This window comes from Polaribacter sp. KT25b (genome assembly GCF_900105145.1).
Classification (GTDB): Bacteria; Bacteroidota; Bacteroidia; order Flavobacteriales; family Flavobacteriaceae; genus Polaribacter.
Genome location: NZ_LT629752.1, coordinates 251,345 through 271,114 on the forward strand (window position 1 = coordinate 251,345; position 19,770 = coordinate 271,114).

At 28.8% G+C, this 19,770-nt stretch carries 13 protein-coding genes; 5 read left to right on the top strand and 8 right to left on the bottom strand.

What is annotated here, in order from left to right; translation table 11 throughout:
• Positions 1-57 precede the first annotated feature (57 nt).
• The 3 genes from BLT70_RS00965 to msrB form a co-directional block, all read right to left on the bottom strand.
• Positions 58-1,614, bottom strand: coding sequence for a YdiU family protein (locus BLT70_RS00965; RefSeq protein ID WP_091890296.1), 1,557 nt, complete (start codon positions 1,612-1,614; stop codon positions 58-60).
• Positions 1,611-2,147, bottom strand: a complete 537-nt coding sequence (gene msrA / locus BLT70_RS00970) for a peptide-methionine (S)-S-oxide reductase MsrA (protein ID WP_091897296.1) — start codon at positions 2,145-2,147, stop codon at positions 1,611-1,613. The genes BLT70_RS00965 and msrA overlap by 4 nt, the downstream gene beginning before the upstream one ends.
• Before the next feature lie 98 nt (positions 2,148-2,245).
• Positions 2,246-2,692: a peptide-methionine (R)-S-oxide reductase MsrB gene (msrB, locus tag BLT70_RS00975; protein WP_091890299.1), complete on the bottom strand. Its 447-nt coding sequence runs from the start codon at positions 2,690-2,692 to the stop codon at positions 2,246-2,248.
• A gap of 500 nt (positions 2,693-3,192) precedes the next feature.
• On the opposite strand from msrB, the gene BLT70_RS00980 reads away from it, so the two are divergent.
• From BLT70_RS00980 to BLT70_RS00995, 4 genes are read left to right on the top strand one after another with little or no spacing between them, the layout of a single operon-like run.
• Positions 3,193-7,008, top strand: a complete 3,816-nt coding sequence (locus BLT70_RS00980; protein WP_091890302.1) for a lamin tail domain-containing protein — start codon at positions 3,193-3,195, stop codon at positions 7,006-7,008.
• 41 nt (positions 7,009-7,049) lie between these two features.
• Positions 7,050-7,793 carry a polyphosphate polymerase domain-containing protein gene (locus tag BLT70_RS00985; protein WP_091890305.1) on the top strand — a complete coding sequence of 248 codons (744 nt, stop codon included), beginning with the start codon at positions 7,050-7,052 and terminating at the stop codon, positions 7,791-7,793.
• Between the two features lie 5 nt (positions 7,794-7,798).
• A complete protein-coding gene (locus BLT70_RS00990) occupies positions 7,799-8,416 on the top strand; it encodes a DUF4956 domain-containing protein (protein WP_091890308.1) in 618 nt (205 codons plus the stop codon).
• A gap of 5 nt (positions 8,417-8,421) precedes the next feature.
• Positions 8,422-9,129: a DUF2490 domain-containing protein gene (locus BLT70_RS00995; protein WP_157691809.1), complete on the top strand. Its 708-nt coding sequence runs from the start codon at positions 8,422-8,424 to the stop codon at positions 9,127-9,129.
• A gap of 255 nt (positions 9,130-9,384) precedes the next feature.
• Here BLT70_RS00995 and BLT70_RS01000 read toward each other — a convergent pair whose 3' ends face one another.
• The 4 genes from BLT70_RS01000 to BLT70_RS01015 form a co-directional block, all read right to left on the bottom strand.
• Positions 9,385-10,569 carry a glycoside hydrolase family 26 protein gene (locus BLT70_RS01000; RefSeq protein WP_091890313.1) on the bottom strand — a complete coding sequence of 395 codons (1,185 nt, stop codon included), beginning with the start codon at positions 10,567-10,569 and terminating at the stop codon, positions 9,385-9,387.
• A 73-nt stretch (positions 10,570-10,642) separates the two neighbouring features.
• Positions 10,643-12,253, bottom strand: a complete 1,611-nt coding sequence (locus tag BLT70_RS01005; protein ID WP_091890316.1) for a glycosyltransferase family 2 protein — start codon at positions 12,251-12,253, stop codon at positions 10,643-10,645.
• The gene (locus tag BLT70_RS01010; RefSeq protein ID WP_157691810.1) at positions 12,253-13,770 is read right to left on the bottom strand and encodes a M48 family metallopeptidase; all 1,518 of its coding nucleotides are present in this window, start codon (positions 13,768-13,770) and stop codon (positions 12,253-12,255) included. Before BLT70_RS01010 ends, BLT70_RS01005 begins: the two co-directional genes overlap by 1 nt.
• Positions 13,771-14,025: 255 nt before the next feature.
• Complete coding sequence (locus BLT70_RS01015; protein WP_091890322.1) at positions 14,026-15,966, bottom strand: leucine-rich repeat protein; 1,941 nt, start codon at positions 15,964-15,966, stop codon at positions 14,026-14,028.
• Between the two features lie 189 nt (positions 15,967-16,155).
• On the opposite strand from BLT70_RS01015, the gene BLT70_RS01020 reads away from it, so the two are divergent.
• A complete protein-coding gene (locus BLT70_RS01020; protein WP_091890325.1) occupies positions 16,156-17,364 on the top strand; it encodes a Pycsar system effector family protein in 1,209 nt (402 codons plus the stop codon).
• 2 nt (positions 17,365-17,366) lie between these two features.
• On the opposite strand, the gene BLT70_RS01025 is transcribed toward BLT70_RS01020, so the two are convergent.
• Positions 17,367-19,754, bottom strand: coding sequence for a GAF domain-containing protein (locus BLT70_RS01025; RefSeq protein ID WP_091890326.1), 2,388 nt, complete (start codon positions 19,752-19,754; stop codon positions 17,367-17,369).
• Between the last annotated feature and the right edge of the window lie 16 nt (positions 19,755-19,770).

The following is a 19,770-nucleotide window of genomic DNA, read 5'->3' on the forward strand; positions in this document are numbered from 1 at the left end:
TTTTTTTAGATTTTTCAGGTTTTAAAAACTTGAAAGGTCTTTTACTAAATTTTTATTTTATGAACTACAAGACAACATAGAGCAACCCACTTTGTTTCTTGCCCATTCTGGTCTTTTTGCAAACCATTTTTCGTTTTCTGGTTGTTCTGCGTATGGTTTTTTTAAGAGCTGAAATAATTCATCAATTAAAGCGTAATTACCTTTATCTGCTTCATCAATTGCCAATTGAGACATATAATTACGCAACACATATTTAGGATTTACTAAATCCATTTGTGTTTTTCTTTCTTCGGATGAATTGCGTTCTAAGGCAAGTCTATTCGTATATTTTTTAAACCAAGTTGTCCATTTGTTTTTAACTTCATCAGAAACGTTTTCAGCATCGTAAAAAGCTTCTTTTATCAATTCTAAGCCCGATTTTTCATCTGTAAAATTACTTAAATTTCTAAAGAAAATGGTCATGTCGGTTTCTACCAATTGCAAATTGTCTTCTAATTCTTGTATCACTTTTACATCTTCTTCATCTGAAACAACCAATCCTAATTTAGATTTCATCATTTGTAAAGATTGCTTTTCAAAATCGACTTTATATTGCTCTAAAATGGTATTTAGTGGTTCTACTTCTTCAATAATTGGATACAGAGTATTTGCCAATTGATACAAATTCCACAAACCAATATTTGGTTGATTTCCGTAACGGTAGCGTTTGTGTTGCCTATCGGTTGTGTTGGGAGTCCAGCCAAAATCGAACCCTTCTAACCAGCCATAAGGTCCGTAATCTATGGTTAAACCCAAAATAGACATATTATCTGTATTCATCACTCCGTGTACAAAACCCACGCGTTGCCAATCGATAATCATTTTTAAAGTTCGTTCTGAAACTTCTTTAAAAAAATTGATATAACTTTCTTTGCATGGTTTTCCTAAATGAGCAAAATGATGTTTAATGGTATAATTTACGAGTTTCTTTAAGTTTTTTATATCTTTTCTGGCAGCTAAAATTTCGAAATTACCAAAACGTAAAAAACTAGGAGAAATTCTAGAAACAATGGCTCCTTTTTCATACGCCGGATTTCCATCGTACAAAACATCACGTAAAACGTTATCACCAGATAAACTTAAAGACAAAGATCTTGTAGTGGGTACGTTTAAATGGAACATGGCTTCTGCACATAAATATTCTCTTATAGAAGAACGCAAAACCGCCAAACCATCTGCAGTTCTAGAATACGGAGTTTCGCCGGCGCCTTTTAATTGTACTTTCCAGTTTTTATTTTGATGCTCTATTTCAAACAAATTAATAGCTCTTCCGTCTCCTAATTGTCCTGCCCAATTTCCAAATTGATGTCCGCCATAACACATTGCATACGGTGTTGTATTTGGGTAAATTTCATTACCAGTAACAATGTTTCTAAAAAAATCTGATTTTAATGCGTTGTCAGAAATATGTAAAGCATCTGCCATTTCTGGCGAAACATGTATTACTTCTGGTTTTGATGTTTTCTTTGGTTTTACATATGAGAAAGCGGCATTTTCTACTTGCCTTCTCGAATTTTCTAAATTAGAATCAGAAGGCAATGCTGTAGTAAACGTATTTTTTATGTTTAATTTCATGCTAATTTATCTGCGTGTAATTTTCTCAATTTAGTCAATTTTGGGGCAATTACAAAACTACAATAACCTTGTTGCGAATTTTGTCTATAGTAATTTTGATGTTCCTCTTCGGCTTCGTAAAAAATGTTTAACGCACTAATTTCTGTAACAATTTTAGCATCATAATAAGGTTGTATTTGTTTTACAACTTCCTCGGCAATTTTCTGTTGAATTTCATCTTGATAATAAATTACAGATCTGTATTGCGTTCCTTTATCTGCTCCTTGTCTATTTAAAGTTGTAGGGTCGTGCGTAGTCATAAAAATGACTAAAATATCTTGATAAGAAATGATATCTGCATTAAAAGTTACCTGAATTACTTCTGCGTGTCCTGTTAAACCAGAGCAAATTTCTCTATACGTTGGTTTGCCAGGAGCGTTACCGCCAGAATAACCAGAAACTACTTTTTCTACGCCTTTTACTTCTAAAAATACAGCTTCTGTACACCAAAAACATCCACCTCCTAAAGTGGCGATTTGTAAATTTTTATTCATTTTATTTCTTTTTGTCATTTCAAAGCGATAAAAAATCTTGTAGATTTTGAGATTCCTCCTCGTTCCTTATTCGGAATGACATTGGTTTTTTTGTTAAGTTATTTTTTATCTAAAATCATCGATTCAGAATTAATACAATAACGCAATCCGCTTGGCTCTGGACCATCAGGAAAAACATGCCCTAAATGTGCGTCGCAAGTATTGCACATTACTTCAACTCGAATCATTCCAAAAGAAATATCTTTATGATATTTAATGGCGTTTTCTTTAATTGGTTGCGTAAAGCTTGGCCAACCAGAACTAGAATCAAACTTTATAGTAGAATCGAATAAAGGAGTGTTGCAACAAACACAATTGTACTGGCCTTCATCATAAATACTACATAAATCTCCTGTATGTGGTCTTTCTGTACCTTTATGTCTGGTAATTCTAAATTGTTCTGCTGTTAACTGTGCTCTCCATTCTTTTTCAGATTTTTCAACTCTTTTATCTGGAGTTGGGTTTCCTTTTACACTAAAATTGATAATTTCTTTCCAAGTAAGCATATTTATTTCTTTTCTAAGTTAATAATTTTATCTCTTTTTTTGACGTAAAAAAACTTGTAATCTTACAGGTAATTCATGCTAAAAAACGGATGAAAATGTTTTAATAAATTTATGACGAATATAGATGAGAAACTTAAGATACTATAGTTTGCCGCTGTTTTTTTACCATACTGATTGTGTTTGTTATATGTTTTTTTAAAAATTATCAAATTAAATTGGATAAATTTTGATTTTTGGAGGTGTGTTATTTGTCTAACATAGAGATCATTTAAAAGATTTTAAAACTAAATTTTTAAGTCTTTTTTATTATTAGAATTAGAAAATGTAAATTAAATTAGAATCATGTTTAAGTATCTATTACGGGGGTTTTGATTGTTTTTTTATTAAATTTAGTAGCATTATTATGTGTGATGTAAGTGTTTTTTTGCGGGTAATGTTTAATTAACTTTAATTTAACACACTTAAATTAATTAGTTATATTTGCCCTAAAATTACTATATATGTTGGGCAAAAAATTACAATTAATTTATTTTAAAAAAGCTTTTCTGTTTACAAAAGTTTTAATTCTTTTTCTTTTATTTTCTTCACAAGTACACTCGCAAAATGTAGCAATAAACGAAGTTATGTCTTCTAATGATGTTACTTTAGCTGATGAAGATGGAGAATTTAATGATTGGATAGAGATTTATAATTATGGTACAACAGCCGTAAATATCGGAGGTTATGGTTTAACTGATGATGCTTCAGATCCATATCAATGGGTTTTTCCTACTTATACACTTGAACCACAAGAATTCCTATTAATTTGGGCGTCTGGTAAAGATAAAACGATTCCTAGTCAACCGTTACATGCTAATTTTAAAATTAGCTCAGGAGGAGAAACGATTATTCTTACAAACTCTGGTGGAACAGAGATAAATAATGTTCCTGCTATAGCGATAGCTACAGATGTTTCTTATGGTAGACAACCAGATGGAACAGGTTCTTGGGAGTTTTTTAATACACCTACACCAAAACTAAGTAATACAGGTACGGTGAATGCAGCTACAGAAAAAATTGCTATAAATGAGGTTATGAGCTCAAATGATGCTACTATAGCAGATGAAGATGGTGATTTTAATGATTGGGTAGAACTTTATAACTACGGAACAACATCTGTAAATTTAGAAGGTTATGGTTTGTCTGATGATAATGGCGAGTCTTTTAAATGGACTTTCCCTTCTATAACAATAGATCCAAATCAATATATTTTAGTTTGGGCTTCAGATAAAGATATATCAGTTGCTAATGAACCTTTGCATGCAAATTTCAAAATAAGTTCAGGTGGAGAGTCAATATTTTTAAAGAATCCATCGGGTGCTTTAGTAAGTGGTTCGCCTTCTGTAGTTTTAGATGTAGATGTTTCTTATGGGAGACAACCAGACGGAACTGGAGATTGGTTGTATTTTGATGAACCAACACCTTTAGCCTCAAATACGAGTTCTGGTTTAACAGAGATAATTAAACCACCTGTGTTTTCTCATGCTTCAGGGTTGTTTTCAGAGCCTTTTAATTTATCACTTACAGCAGAAAATGAGGGTGCTGTTATAATTTATACTTTAGATGGTTCGGAACCAGATATCAATAATTTAAATGGATCTAGTTTTCAATATAAAAACGATTATCCTTACGATATAGGTGAAAGTTTTGGTGAAATGTTAAATCAAAGTTATCAATCTTTTTCATACACTGGTCCAATTGAGATAAGAGATAGATCTAATGACGAAGATGTTTTAGCAAGAAAAAATACAGTTTCTGCTGATATTTATATTCCGCCAGTAAAGGTGAGAAAAGCTACAGTTTTAAGAGCTAAAGCTTTTTTAAATGGGAAAGGTTCTAGAACTAGAACAAGAAATTATTTTATTTGGCCAGAAGGAAACCCTTATGACGTTCCTGTGATATCTTTAACTACATTCGAAGAGAATTTATTTGGTTACGAAAAAGGTATCTATACGTCAGGTAAAACTTTTGACGATTGGAGAACTGCAGAACCAAATGGTAATCAGCCAGGTAATGCACAATTTAGTAATTATGGGCAAGATGGAAGAGAGTGGGAACGCGAAGTGCATGTTCAAGTATTTAACGAAAATTTAGAATCTATCTTAAATCAAGATGCAGGTATAAGAATTCATGGTAACACTTCAAGAGCAGATATTATTAAAAACTTAAGAATTTATGCAAGGAGTGAATATGATGAAGATAATGAGTTTGAGTTAGATGTTTTTGATCAACAAATACCAGACTCTCCAGTACCTTATAATAATACATTTAAAAGATTAATGCTTCGTGGAAATGGTAGTGGTGGTCAAATAGCCAATGATATGGTTTTTAGTAGGCTCATGCAACCATTCTTTAATGGTATTATGAGAATAAAAACAGCAGTGAATTTTATTAATGGTGAGTATTTTGGAATTACAGCTATTAGAGATCGTTTTGATGTAAACCATATAGCTAATAATTTTGGTTTAGATAGTGATAATGTATCTATCGTAAGTTGTGTTGGGTCTTGTGTATTACAAGATGGACCAGACGATCGTGATAGCAATCCTGAAAGGGTGTTACGATATTTATTTAAAGATTTAAAACATGATGATTTAAAGTCTGATGTTGAATACCAAAAAGTAGCAGACATTTTAGATATAGATTCATATATAGATCATATTGCTCTAGAGACCTTTTCTGAAGGAGATAGTTATGAAATTAAATTTTGGAGGGCAACAAATCCTGTAAATGACGAATTTGGAGATGGTAAGTTTCGCGTTTATACTCAAGATTTTGAAGCAGCAATGATTAGTCGTTTGAATTGGTTAGAAGATTTTTCTGGAAATTCTAGCAGTTGGCAACGTAATATATTTTCAAATCTAATTGATAATGAAGGTTTTAAGGTTAAATTTATCAATCGTACAGCAGATTTATTAAACACAGCATTTGTTAAAGAGAGATTTGATGCTATTGTAAATGAAACTTTTGATGTAGTAGCACCACTTTTAGAAGAAGATAGAAATCGTTCTCCAAGATTAAGATTCTATGAAGATGGCGATAAAGTTAAACTTTTAGATTGGATTCAAGAAAGGCCAGCTATTTTTAGAGATCAAATAAATGAGCTATTTGAAATTGATAAAACTATAAATTTAGATTTAAATGTTTCTAATCCAAATGCAGGTTATATTACATTAAATACTATCAATATAAACTCAACAACACCTGGTGTTAATGACAAACCTTATCCTTGGTCTGGTGTTTATTTTGATAATATACCAGTAACTTTAGAAGCTAACCCAATGCCAGGATATACTTTTTCTCATTGGTCTGGAGATGCTAGTGGTAATAGCAGTAAAATTACAATTACACCTACAGATGATTTACAAATAAGTGCAATTTTTACACCAGATGAAGATTATTCTCATTTGCTTTACTTTTGGCTTTTTGATGATAATATTACAAACGACACACCTTTAGAAAGTTTAAATTCTACTTATTCTAGAAATGATTTAACAGCAATGATGAACTATAATTCATCATTATCAGGGTATCCTTTTGACGCTAATAATGCAGATTGGAGAAAAGCATCTTTAGAAAGAACTAATAAACCAGTAGCAATTAATTATCAAACTATTGCAAATGATAATATTGCTTATGCACCAGAAATGATGAAAGGTTTGCAAATAAAACAACCTTTTAAATCTGGTAGTTTAGAGAATAATTTTGAATTAGATTTTTCTACTGTTGGTTATGAAGATATTAAAATTTCATTGGCAATTAATTCTGATGGAGCTGCAAATACTATAATTGCTGAATACTGGAATGGATCAAATTGGGTTTCTACTAATATTATTAATGGTACACAATCTATAGTTTCAGATTATGAACTAAAAGAATTTGACTTTTCTAATGTTTCTTTAGCTGATGAAAATGAAGCTTTTAAAGTTAGATTTAGATTTAACGGTACAGATATGACTGAAGATGCTGACAAAAAAGTAATTTTTAATAATGTAGCCATTAGTGCAGTTGATAAAAATGTATTATCTGCAGATGAATTTATAAAAGAAAAGCAAAACATAATGGTTTATCCTAATCCTGCAAAAGATAAGATTAAAATATTTTCAAATACTACTATCAAAAATGTTTTAGTATATAATGTTCTTGGTAAATTGGTTTATAAATCAGAAAAATTAAACAATTCTACTGTTGATTTAAGTAACTTTTCTAAAGGTATTTATTTTGTAAAAGTTTTTTCTGACGGATCTTCTACAACTAAAAGAATCGTAAAAGAATAATTTTAATTAATCTCCTTAATTCTAGTAGTTAACAATAATTAATGAATAAAGCACTTGTTCTTTTTATAAATAAATTTCATCCAATTTCATTGGATGAAATGAACAGTGTTGCTTTAATGAAAAGGACAGATACTAAATATGTAATTAATATTTCTTCTTTATCTAAAGTTCTAGAAAAACTGTCTGAAACGTATAAAGTTTTAGAAATTAAAGAGCAAAGAATTATGAATTATTCTTCTTTGTATTTAGATACTAAAGAGTTTAAGTTCTATCACGATCATCATAATGGAATTGTGAATAGAACAAAAATAAGACAACGTAAATATGTAGATTCCGATTTAACTTTTCTAGAGATAAAAAAGAAAAACGGAAAAGGAGAAACCAATAAATTTAGAATTAAGATTAACGATTTTGAAACTAAATTGTCTGATAAATCTAAAAAGTTTATATCAGAAATTACCAATGAAGATTATAATTTACAAACCAGTTTATGGAATAGTTTTAATAGAATAACGCTTGTAAATTTAAAAGAGAACGAAAGAGTTACTATAGACTTTAATTTAACATACACTGTTGATGATAAAGAAAAAAAATACAGTAACCTAGCCGTAATAGAATTAAAGCAAAGCAGATTTGATAGAAAATCCCTCGTTGTTAAAGTGCTTAAAAGTATTGGTCACAATCCTTACAGTATAAGTAAGTATTGTATTGGTGTAGCTAACCTTTATCAAAATTTAAAACACAATATATTTAAACCTAAATTATTAAAAATAAATAATATATAATTAGTATGGATTTTTTTAACATTCCTTTATTTGATGACGATTTTTTTAAATTGGCATCAATTTTTTTAATGAATTTATTTTTTTTAACACTTATCATTAGATGGCTTTATTACAGTTCTAGCGGAAGAAAAGATTACTTGTTTACATTTTATATGATAAGTATTATAGTTTTCTTTTTATGTTTTACTCTTAAAAAGTATAAAGTAGATATTGGTATAGCACTTGGTCTTTTTGCAATTTTTGGTATTATTCGCTATAGAACAGAATCGATACCAATTAAAGAAATGACCTATTTGTTTGTTGTAATAGGGGTTTCTTTAATGAATTCTTTTGTAAATAAAAAGATGAGTTATCTCGAAATTATTTTTGCCAATTCTGCAATAGTTTTTGCTATTATAATTATAGAAAAAGTTTGGCATTTAAAACATGAAATCACAAAAAAAATTAACTACGAAAAGATAGAGAATATAAAACCCGAAAACTATAATTTTCTTATTTCTGATTTAGAAAACAGAACAGGTCTTGTAATTAATAAAGCTATTATTGAAGATGTAGACTTCTTAAAAGACAGTGCAACTGTTACTATTTTTTATAATAATCAAGTAGTAAAAAAATTAAAATGATAAGAATGACAAAAAATAGTTTTCAAACATTATTTTGTTTACTCTTAGTATCTAATGTGGCATTTTCTCAAGTAGATACTTCAGATTTTGCAATATGGAGTTCTGTTGGTATTGATTATTCTCCTATTAAAAAACTAAAAATTGGTGTAGAAGAAAGTCTAAGATTAAAAGAAGATGCAACAGTAACCGATGAATACTTTACAGAAATAAGCTTGCAATACGAAGTTTTTAAAAATTTTGAAATTGGTGGAGGAGTAAGGTTTATTAAAGAGAATGATAATGTAGGTAAAAAGCAAGGTTATGAAAGTCATTTTAGATTTAATTTTGATGCTAGTTACAAATATGATATTGAAAGATTTACTCTGTCACATAGAATACGCTACCAAAATAAAAAAGAATTAAATCTTCCTGTTGATGAAGAAAATGTGCTAAAAGAAACAATAAGGTTTAAAACAGGTATAGAATATAACATACGTAAATGGCCTTTAGATCCTAGTTTTTCTTTAGAACTCTTTAGCGGAATAGAAGAAGATGTTCAACTAATTAGAGATTTAAGTTTAGATAAGTTTAGAGTAACTTTTGGAACTGATTATAAATTTAGAAAAATTGGAAAATTTGGTGTATTTTATCGTTACGAAGAAAGTATCATAAAATATTTTAAGAACGAAACCTTGCATGTTCTAGGGCTTAAATATACTTATTCCATCAATTAAGCTTAACCTCGCTTTACAGTCTTAAAAAGTGTTTTAATCTTCAAAGTATTTGTTTTAATTATATTTAAATAAATACTTTAATTTTTTATTAAAGGATTAAAAGTTATCTCAGTTCTTAAATCAAAACATAATAAAAAACCCTTCAAAGCAATTTGCATGAAGGGGTTTTTATTATTTAATAGTTCATAAACCATAAAATAAAGACTGATTTATAACTAATAGATCAAGTAATAATCTATAAAGGTTACTGTTTTGTTACTCAATACTAGGTTGCTTAATATTAGCTGGCCACTCTTTTAGTGCATCTTTAATTGCAGTAGTTACTTCATGATCATCTTTTATATACCAATCTACATTTTTGTATGTAATAGTTCCGTCACTAGAATAATGAAAAAATACAATTGCATTTACATAAGGATATTTTGCATTAAAATTCTTAAAAGTATCTTTAAACCATTTTGCTCTACTTCCTCCAGGTTTTAAACTACCAAATTCAGCAATCATTATTGGCTTATAGAAAGCTGCTAATTGGTTATAGAAATTACCAAAAATTTCTTCAAAAGTCCACCAATCGCTCCAACTGGTACTTGTACCATAATTTAATGCTCCTGTAGCAACAATATCTACATAATCAGTTCCTGGGTAATATTCCTGGAATTTTCCGTAGGATAAATGCGGACTCCAAACCCAAATAATATTTGTAGCTCCAACAGTATCAAAAACATCTTTTACATGTTTAAATGCCGCAACATATTCTGCTGGGTCATTATTTTGTGGTCCCCAAGGATATCTATAAGGGTCATTCATTTCGTGTCCTACTCTTAAATAAATAGGATAACCAACTTTAGCTGCCTCTGTAGCCCATTCTTTTAAATAAGAATCATAATCTCCATTAGCAACAGATGCAAGCCCATGACTGTTTCTTTGCTCTAAATCTTTAATTTTAGGAAAATTTTCTTGTGTAAATTTTTCTAACCAAGGCTCCCAAGTAATCATTGGCACAGATCCAATTCTAACAATGGCATCAACATCATTTTTAGGGAATTCATAAGTTTGCCCTTCTCCCCAAGCTTTGTAGATGTGAATAATAGGAAACGTTAACGCTAATGAATCTTCTAAATTAATAATGTTTTCATAAGAGCCTTCTTTACTATCGTCTGATGCTCCAAAAAGAATTTTTTTGGTTTTTAGAAGTGCAAACTTATTATTTCTTTGGTCGTTAAACCAAGCCAACTTTTTTTCTCTATTTTTTTCTCTTTTTCCTAAAATATTATCGTGCTCAAAGTCTTTAACCATATTACCTGCGTTTTCTAGAAACCCGGCTAAAGGACCTTTAGAGCTTTTACTAACAGCCGATAAGCCATAAATTATAAAATAACCTATTACTATTGCAAGGACTACATTAAAAAGTCTTTTATATTTTTTACCAAATGATGACATAATTATATTTGATTTATAATGATTTTAAAACCTTTATCTTTTCTGATTTTTTGGTCTAAAAACTATTGATTTTTTATTCTTTAATTTTAATTTTTTTATCTGATGTTATGATCATATTGCTCCAAGCATTTTCTGCTTTAATATTTAAAGATTTATATGCGGCTACAATACCTCCTATAAACTGTATAAAGGCAATCATAGCAAAACCTATCATAGCCCAAGTTTTTTCGGCAGTAAGAATCAATTCAGTTTCTGGAGTGTAATATCTTCTTTCAATATAAACTCCTATCAAAATAAATATAAATATTATACAGTATAAAATTAATGGTTTTACAAACGGACTCATAAAACCTTTTACAGCTACTTTTGCTGTTGGAATATATGGAACTTTTTTGTTAATTAAAGACAAATAGAATGCATACGTAAAAACTGGCCAACAAGAATATTTTAAAACCATTCCTCTCCATTGAACGCCTTGTTCGGTTTTTTTATCACACATAAAACGTTGTGCATGTGCGTATATTAAAGTTGCAATTAACACAATTGGACTGCCAAGTATTAAAAATTCAGTAAAATCCATACTTGCAGGACCTATTTTTGTGGTGAAAAATAATAAAGGAACAAAAATAAAAAAAGCCGTCATTGGCCCAACTAAATAATAAGTTCCTATTGAAAAATAGGATACTTTTTGCCAAAAAGTTAATGTTTTTGATGCTTTTGGAAATTCATCAAATAACATTTCAAATACACCTCTAGCCCATTTTAATTGTTGTTTACAAAATGAAGTAAAATCTTCTGGAACTAAACCACGACTAACAATTACAGGATTGTAAACAGATTTCCATCCTTTTGAATGAATTCTAATAGAAGTATTTAAATCTTCTGATAAACCTTTTGCATGACCTCCAATACTTTCTAAAGCCTTTCTTCTAAAAGTGCAATTTGCACCAATAGCAACTGCGCCTCCATAACCAAATAAACCCATTTGTGTAGGTCCGTAAAAAGCATATGTTTGTTCTGCAGCTCCTTGCGCAGTAAAAGAACGATACATGTTATAATAACCTTGACTTACCTGTACAAATCCTACTTTTTCATCTTGAAAGAAACCTAATGTTTGATCTAAAAAATTAGGAAAAACAATATGATCTGGATCTAAAACTAAAATAAAATCTTCATTCGTTATTTTTAAAGCTTCGTTAATTTTACCAGCTTTTGCACCTGGTATATTTGGTAAATCTAACCATACAACTCCATGTTCTTCTGCTAATTCTTTAAAAGCAAGATCACCAGTATCATCTAGCAAATAAGTTGTATGAGGATAATTTAAGTTTTTAAGTGCTTTAAATGTGTTTTCGAACATTGATAAAGGTTCGCCAGGAGAAGAGGTTGTAAAAACGGCAACGCTTAAGTCTTTTTCAGGAACGGGTACTTCTTTTGGTTTTTGTATGCGTAAATAATTAATCCAGATTAAAGCAATCCTTATGTTTCCATAGCCAAAAAAAAGAGTTAAAATAATGAATAAAGGAAGGTTCTCTATATGTTCTGCTCTAAACCACCATTCCATTAAATTAAACATGCTAATTAACCCTGCAAGTGTTAGGCCTAAAAAGATAGCTTTATCAAGGCTCGTTACTTTTTTTGCCTCCTTAAATACCCATAAATCATTTCGTAATTTTGAATTCATTAAATGTTAAAATTTAATCCTAAGTTAATATTTTCTCTTTTGTAGAAAAAAGTTTCTTGATTTGTATACGTAATTTTTGCATTAAAACGATTTGAAAAACTGTAATTAATAATTCCTGTAAGTTCTACAGGTGTAAAAGTTTCATCGTAAAATCCGCCAATTTCTATACTAGTTGCAGTTACTTGAAGGGGGTAAGGGTTTCTTATCGTAGCTTTAAAACCATAATTGGCTTTTGCTTCTAATGATAATTTTTTGGTTGGTTTATAATTGACTATAAATAAACCAGAATGAATTTGTTGTTCTTTTGGGGTAAAGTAAGGATTATAAACCCCTACACCTTGATTGTCATAGATAAATAAAATGTCTTTTGAGTCTGTGTAATTATAGCTATATCCTAATTGAAAATTAAAATTTCTAAATTTAATAGGTTGAGATAAAATCCAAGCACCAATAGATTCAATGGTATTGTCATTTTTATAAAATTGTTGATTATAGCCAGCATTTAATAATAATAGTTTATTACTATAATTTATTTCGCCAAAAACATCTTGTTTCGTTAAATTAAATGCAGTGCTTGCAATGGTACTTAGTACGCTGTTTTTAGAATATCCAACATTTAATGATACATTTTTAGTTATTTTTTTGATGAAACTAATGTCACCAATCCAATCTACTTTTTCAGAAAGGTTTTTATAAATACCTCCAGTTATATTTGCTGTAAGTTTTAAATTATCAAAATAAAATTGATTACTTATTTTAAGTATAACAGCTTGTTCTTTTTCTGGAGAGAAATTATAGGTTGATAATTCTAATTTAGGATTTAGAAACCTAGATTCATAGTGACCTATTGCTATATGATATGCAAAAAAATCTAAAGGTTGAGAATCTGTATGGTATTCAAAATTGGTATTTATATAATAGATTGTTAACTCATCTATTTGCGCAGTTAAACTTTTAGTAATTTCTGTGTCAGGATAGATTTCTTTAATTCTAGCAATTTTTTTCTGTGAATTCTTAATGTCTCCTTTCCAAAAACTAATATTTGCTTGCATCAATAAAAATTCAGCATTTTTAGAATCATTAGTTATAAATTTTGATAAAATAGACTCTACTTTTTTTATTTTTCCTGTTTCGTAAAGAAATCTAGCATAATCTAGTTGAAGGTCTTTATTTAAAGGAGCTATTGAAATTGCTTTTTTAAATTTTTCTTCGGCTTGTGTTTTATCATTGTTTAAAGACAGTACTTGTGCATAAAGCCAATTTATAGTCAGGTTTTCAGAAAATTGTTGGTAATTGGTTGATAAAAATGAAGCTGCTTTATCATATTCTTTTTTGGTAATATAATCCTTCGCCTTTTTTAATAATTCTTGTTCTGTATTTGTAGTATTTCCTTTCTGATTATCAGCATTAAGAGGCTTTTCTTGTGAAAAGGAATGTAGGTTGTATAAAAAAAATAAGCAAATACAAGTGTTTTTAAGCAATAATAAAAAAGTATTAGCGATTTTTAAATTCATCATTTTTATTTTTTTTTATGTATATCTTTAAGGTGTGAAATTGATAACATAAAAAGGATATTATTTTTTATAAAAAAAAACAAATATATTGTTTTTATTTAGATAGCACTTTTATTTATGCAACAGTTTTCTTTGCTTATGGGGGAGAGATTTTATATAGGTTTGTAAAATGAAACTTGCTCAAGCATTTTACTTGAGCAGTGTTTTTTTATAAACTTATATATTAAAAATAATTTTCAATTTATATTTTAGGAGCGATTATATCGCGTTTATTGATCCAAATTCTTTCCAAACATCAGTAGCTTTGTAAGTTGTTATAGAAGCAGAAGGTACTTTTAAATTCATATTACTCATGGTAACATATTCAAAAACATTAGCTTCTATAGTTAAAGGAGTAACTATGTCTACAGTTACATTTTTTAAACTACCACAATTGTAAAAAGCGCTATTTCCAATACTTGTTATACTATTTGGTATATTAACATCTGTTAAACTTGTACATTGATAAAAAGTTTGTTCAGAAATACTTGTTACAGTATTTGGGATACTAAAATTAGTTAAACTATTACATAGACCAAAAGCAGTTTTTCCTATAGCTGTTAAATTATCTGGAAGATTAATTACACTTAAGCTACTACAATTATAAAAAGTGTTTTCAGGCAAAGAAGTAACTCCATTAGGAATCGTTATTTCGCTAATGCTATTACAACCACCAAAAGCTCCACTTTCTATACTTGTTACTCCACTAGGAATATTTATTTCTGTTAAACTACTACAATTCCAAAAAACTGTAGCTTCTATTGTTGTTAAATTACTTGGTAAATCAAAATTCTTTAAGCTAAAGCAATTACCAAAAGCACTGTCTCCTATGCTAGTTATACTGTTAGGTAAGCTAATTTCCTCTAAACTAGTACATCCATAAAAGAAAGCATTTCCAATACTTGTTACAGCACTAGGTATGGTAAAATCTTTAAGTTTTGGGCATTCATAAAACATATTGTCTGGTAAACTTGTAAAATTATTTGGAATTTCTGCCTTTGTTAAATTAACGCAGAAACCAAAAGCAGATTCACCAATACTGGTTACGGTTGCAGGGATAGTAATTTCTTTTAAAACGCTACATTCATAAAATGCAGAAGAACCAATGCTAGTTATATTGCTTGGAATTGTATAACTTTCTAAACTATTACAGGCATAAAAGGTTTCGTTAGGAATTGTTGTAAAACTACTAGGAAAAGTTACATTTGTTAAACTTACACATAAACCAAATACAGCAGTTCCCATATCTTCATTTTTTACACTATCTGGAATTGTAACATTGTTTAAACTACTGCAATCATAAAAAATAGATTTTCCAATACTTGTTACCGTATTTGGTATCGTAATATTTTCTAAACTTTTACAACTAGCAAAAATATTATCTGATAAATGAGTAGTTCCAGAAGGAATATTAATTGTTTTTAAACTTAAACAACTACCAAAAGCATCATTTCCCATACTTGTAACCGAATTAGGAATGCTAATGCTAGTTATACCTTGAGAATCATAAAAAGCAAGGTTTCCAATACTTGTAATACCACTAGGAATAGTAACACTTGTTAAGTTATAAGAATAAGCAAAACCTTCTTCTGCTATACTAGTTACAGAGTAAGTTAAATCAAATTGTTCTATGGTTTCTGGTAAATCTAAAGCGCCAGAAGGACCTGTTTCAGTGCTTTTTTCTACGGATACTTCTTTATTTTCTACATTTGTTATGGTATATTTTAATTCACCAACACTAAAAGTAGTTCCTAGAGAAGGTCCAGTAGGAGGAATCACGGTAACTGTTACTGTAGCTGTAGATGTGTCTCCGCTATTGTCTGTAATAGTATAATTAAATGTATCTGTTCCTTCAAAATCAGTTTCGGGTGTGTAATCGATTGTGTCATCAGTAGGGTCACTAGTTGTTCCTTCTTTATTCACTAAAATAGATCCACCATTATTTGAAATGCTAGAAATGATCGTAATTGAACCTGTATTTGGGCCATCTACACCAAAGTTATCATTAGTTAAAACATTAATGTTTACTGCTGTATTTATCGCTGTAGAAGCAGAGTCATCAACCGCATTTGGAGTGTTGTTAGTGTCTTCTCCTGTAGAACCTCCACATGATGTAAAAATTAAAGAAAGAATTACGAGAGCGAAAAATAGTTTTTTCATGTTTTAAATTTAGATAATTGAATTCAAAGATATTTAAAAAATACCCTTTAGCAAACTTTAAAAAAAAATAATATTTACATAATGTTTTATTAATAAAACATTATGTAAATAAATTAAAAATTTTACGACAAATTTGCAAGATAGAAAAGCAAGTTTAAATTGCTTATTTTTGTTTAAAATAGAGTTAAGATGAGTACATTATTAGTTGATGCAGAAAAATACGTTTTCGATTTATTAAATAAAAAATTACCTACTATTTATGTATATCATAATTTAGTTCACACACAAAATGTTGTAGAAAAAGCAAGTAAACTAGCTAAAAATTTAAAAGTTGATGAAATTTCTTATGAAAATTTACTTTTAGCTGCATGGTTTCATGATACTGGTTTCATAAAAGGAGTGGAAAATCATGAAGATGAAAGTGTGCGTATTCTTAAGCGTTTTTTAACTAAAAATAATGTTGATGAAACTAGAATAGAAGCCATCTCTAATATCATTTTAGCAACAAAAATGGGTTTTGAGCCTACAAATGATTTAGAAAAAATAATTATCGATGCAGATTGTGCGCATTTAGGAAGCAAAAATTTTGATAATAAAACAGCATTATTAAGAAAAGAGTGGGAAATTGCAGAAAATAAGATGTATACAGATGTAGAGTGGGCAAATACAAATCTTCAATTTTTAACCCAAGATCATCGTTTTTACACAGATTATGCATTAAAAAATTGGTCTAAAACTAAAAGTAAAAATATAGCTACACTTTTAAAAAATCAAAAAAAGGTAAAGCAAGAAAATAACAAGTTTAATCAGAAAAAAGAAGCATTAGAAATTAAAAAAAATAAAAGCGAGGTTCCAGAAAGAGGAGTTGAAACCATGTTTAGAGTTGCTTTAAAAAACCATATGACATTAAGTAATATTGCAGATACAAAAGCAAATATTTTACTTTCTGTAAATGCTATTATTATTTCTTTAGCGTTGTCTACATTATTACCAAAATTAGATAACCCATCTAATCATTATTTAATTTTACCAGCAGTAACTTTTATAGTTTTTACTGTGGCTTCTATTGTTTTATCAATTTTAGCAACAAGACCAAATATTACAGGTGGTAAATTTACAAAAGAAGATGTTGCTAATAAAAAAGTAAACCTTTTGTTCTTTGGTAATTTTCATCAAATGAAATTAAATGAATTTGAGTGGGGAATTACAGAAATGATGCAAGACAGAGATTATTTGTATAGTTCTTTAACTAAAGATTTGTACTTTTTAGGATTGGTTTTAAATAGAAAATATAAAATATTAAGAATTACATATACCGTTTTTATGATTGGTATTATAGTAAGTGTACTTGCATTTGCTGTAGCATTTAAATTACAAGATTCTGGAGTTTCTTTATAAAATTAATTCTCAATTTCTTTTATTAAATCATTAAAAGTAATGGTGTTTTTTGCATTAAAATCTTTATGATAAATAACTTCTACTCTTAATGCTTTTAAACCTGCAACACCTTGTAAATCTTCTAAAACAAGGCTTTCAACTTTACCTAATTGATTTTTAGATTGTAAGTAAGAAATGTATTTTAAATATTCTAGAGCATCTTTTTCTTGAGAATAAACAATGGCAATTTTACCAGGCACAGTTAAACGTTCATTAGTACCTTTTATATTTGCTTTGTCAATTCTTTTCTTAATAATTTCGTATCTTATATTATAAGCGCCATCAACATCAAATTGTTTTTCATCCATTCTAAATTTAATTGCCATAGAATTACTGTGAACAAGAATTAAAGAAGCAACTTGTAAATCTGCAATCATGTTTTTGCGTTCAGCAAAAGCCACGTTTTCCATCTCGCACATAGTTTGTAGTTGCCACAAACGTAAATTGTACAAATAAATATCATCAAAAGAATCTTCTTTAGTGATCGATTGACCAATATACATGTTGTATTCTACACCATCTGTTTTGTATCTTTCAAAATAATGAGGATACATTTCTTGGGCTTGAATTTGTTTTTTATCTATAAATTTAGCAAGTTTATCATTTAAAAGGTTTACGCTATTCTCATATTCTTTTCGTTTTTCATAAACAACACCTAACTCACTGTCTATTCGTTTCATATAAATATCCACTTGCTCAGAAAGTTTAATATTTATTGTTTTAATATGATTAAAAATAGGATATATTTCTCGTTTTAAAAAATCTAAAATTAATATTTCATCACCAGCATTTAATCCTTTTTTTACTTCGGATAAATATGCAGCAACTCTAAACATTAGTTCATCGTAAATAGGTAAATCTTCAGATTTACAAGCGTCTTTAAGTACGTTAATGGCTAAAGAGAGTTGTGTTATTAAATCTTCTTTAATAGCATTATTCCTTGCTTCGGATGAACCTTTAATGTCGCTTTGACCAAATAAAGGATACACATCATTAAAAATAATTTCGTCTAATTTTGCATTTTCATTCGTTTGAGAATCTACATGATATTGCTCTGCAGCTTGATAAAAACGCCATTTTACAGAACTATGTATAGAAGTGTAGTTTTCTTGAATTGTAGCCTCTAAAATATTTTGACGTTCTTCTGCAGTTCTTTTTACAGCTGCTTCAAAAACAGGGATAATGTCTTTTAATTTATTAATATTTACAGAGTTTAAGTCGTATGCTCTTGGCGATGCAATTTCTAATAAAGCTAAATCGCCATTATTAGTTGCTTTAATTGGTATTAAAATGATGCTTTTTATACCAAGTAATTTTAAATTTTGATAAAATGGATTTTTATTGGTAGATAAGCCATACTTTTCAACATCAGAAATTATAAAAGTTTCATGATCTTTAAACACTTTTTGAAGAATTCCAGAGCAAAAATAATTAGAATCACATTTAATTTCTGAGAGGTTATTTAAAATAATACTGTTTGATTTTTTTACAACAGTTTCACAAATTTTTGTATTGATATTGTCAAAAATAGAATAACCTAATTTTAAATCTTTAATACTGTAAAAGTCTCTTAAGTTATTCTGTAATTTTGGTAATAATTGTGTGTCACCTGCCAATAAATTTGCTTTTATAGATGATAACACTTCTTCTGCAGTAACATCAAATAGGTTAATTAATCCAAAACCTTTAAAAATATAGCTATTTGGTGGAAATTTTTCTTTCCATAATTCTATATTATCAAAGTTGTTTAAGAGTTCTTTAAAATCTTTATCTGTTATTGTTGGAGCATTCTCGGTTGCTTTTATATCAGAAAAATCAGCATTAAAAGTAGCTCTGTAATATTTCATTGTTCCAGTTGTATTATCTGGAATATTAAAGTAAAACGGTCTTTTTAAATCAACATTAAAGTCATACAAAAAGCTTAAAATAAATGTACAAGCCATAATGTACATGTCGTCATTTTCAAAATTACGAACATTTAATTCGTAGTTTTCGCCAGCATTTTTTAAAATATTTTTAAAACGTTCTGTAAACTTAAAAGAAGTAAAAGAAAAAGGAACGCTTGCAGCTTTTATTTCGTTTAATAATAAAGGTTCTGGAAAAAGCGGTTCTAGTAATAAATTTATTTGTTCTTTATGTTTTTCTAATAAAGATTCATCAGAAAACCCCTCAATTAGTTCGGGATTATTTTTAAAAATATTCACCATTTCTCTTGCTGATGCGTGATACGGATGGTTAGAAAATTCTTTATTTGCATATTTTTCAAACAGCACAAAAATTTTCTGAAAAGAAATATTTAGCTGTAACGGTAACTCTTTTTCTGAAACTGAATTTGGTAATACGATTTTCATGCTCATTAATTGTTGA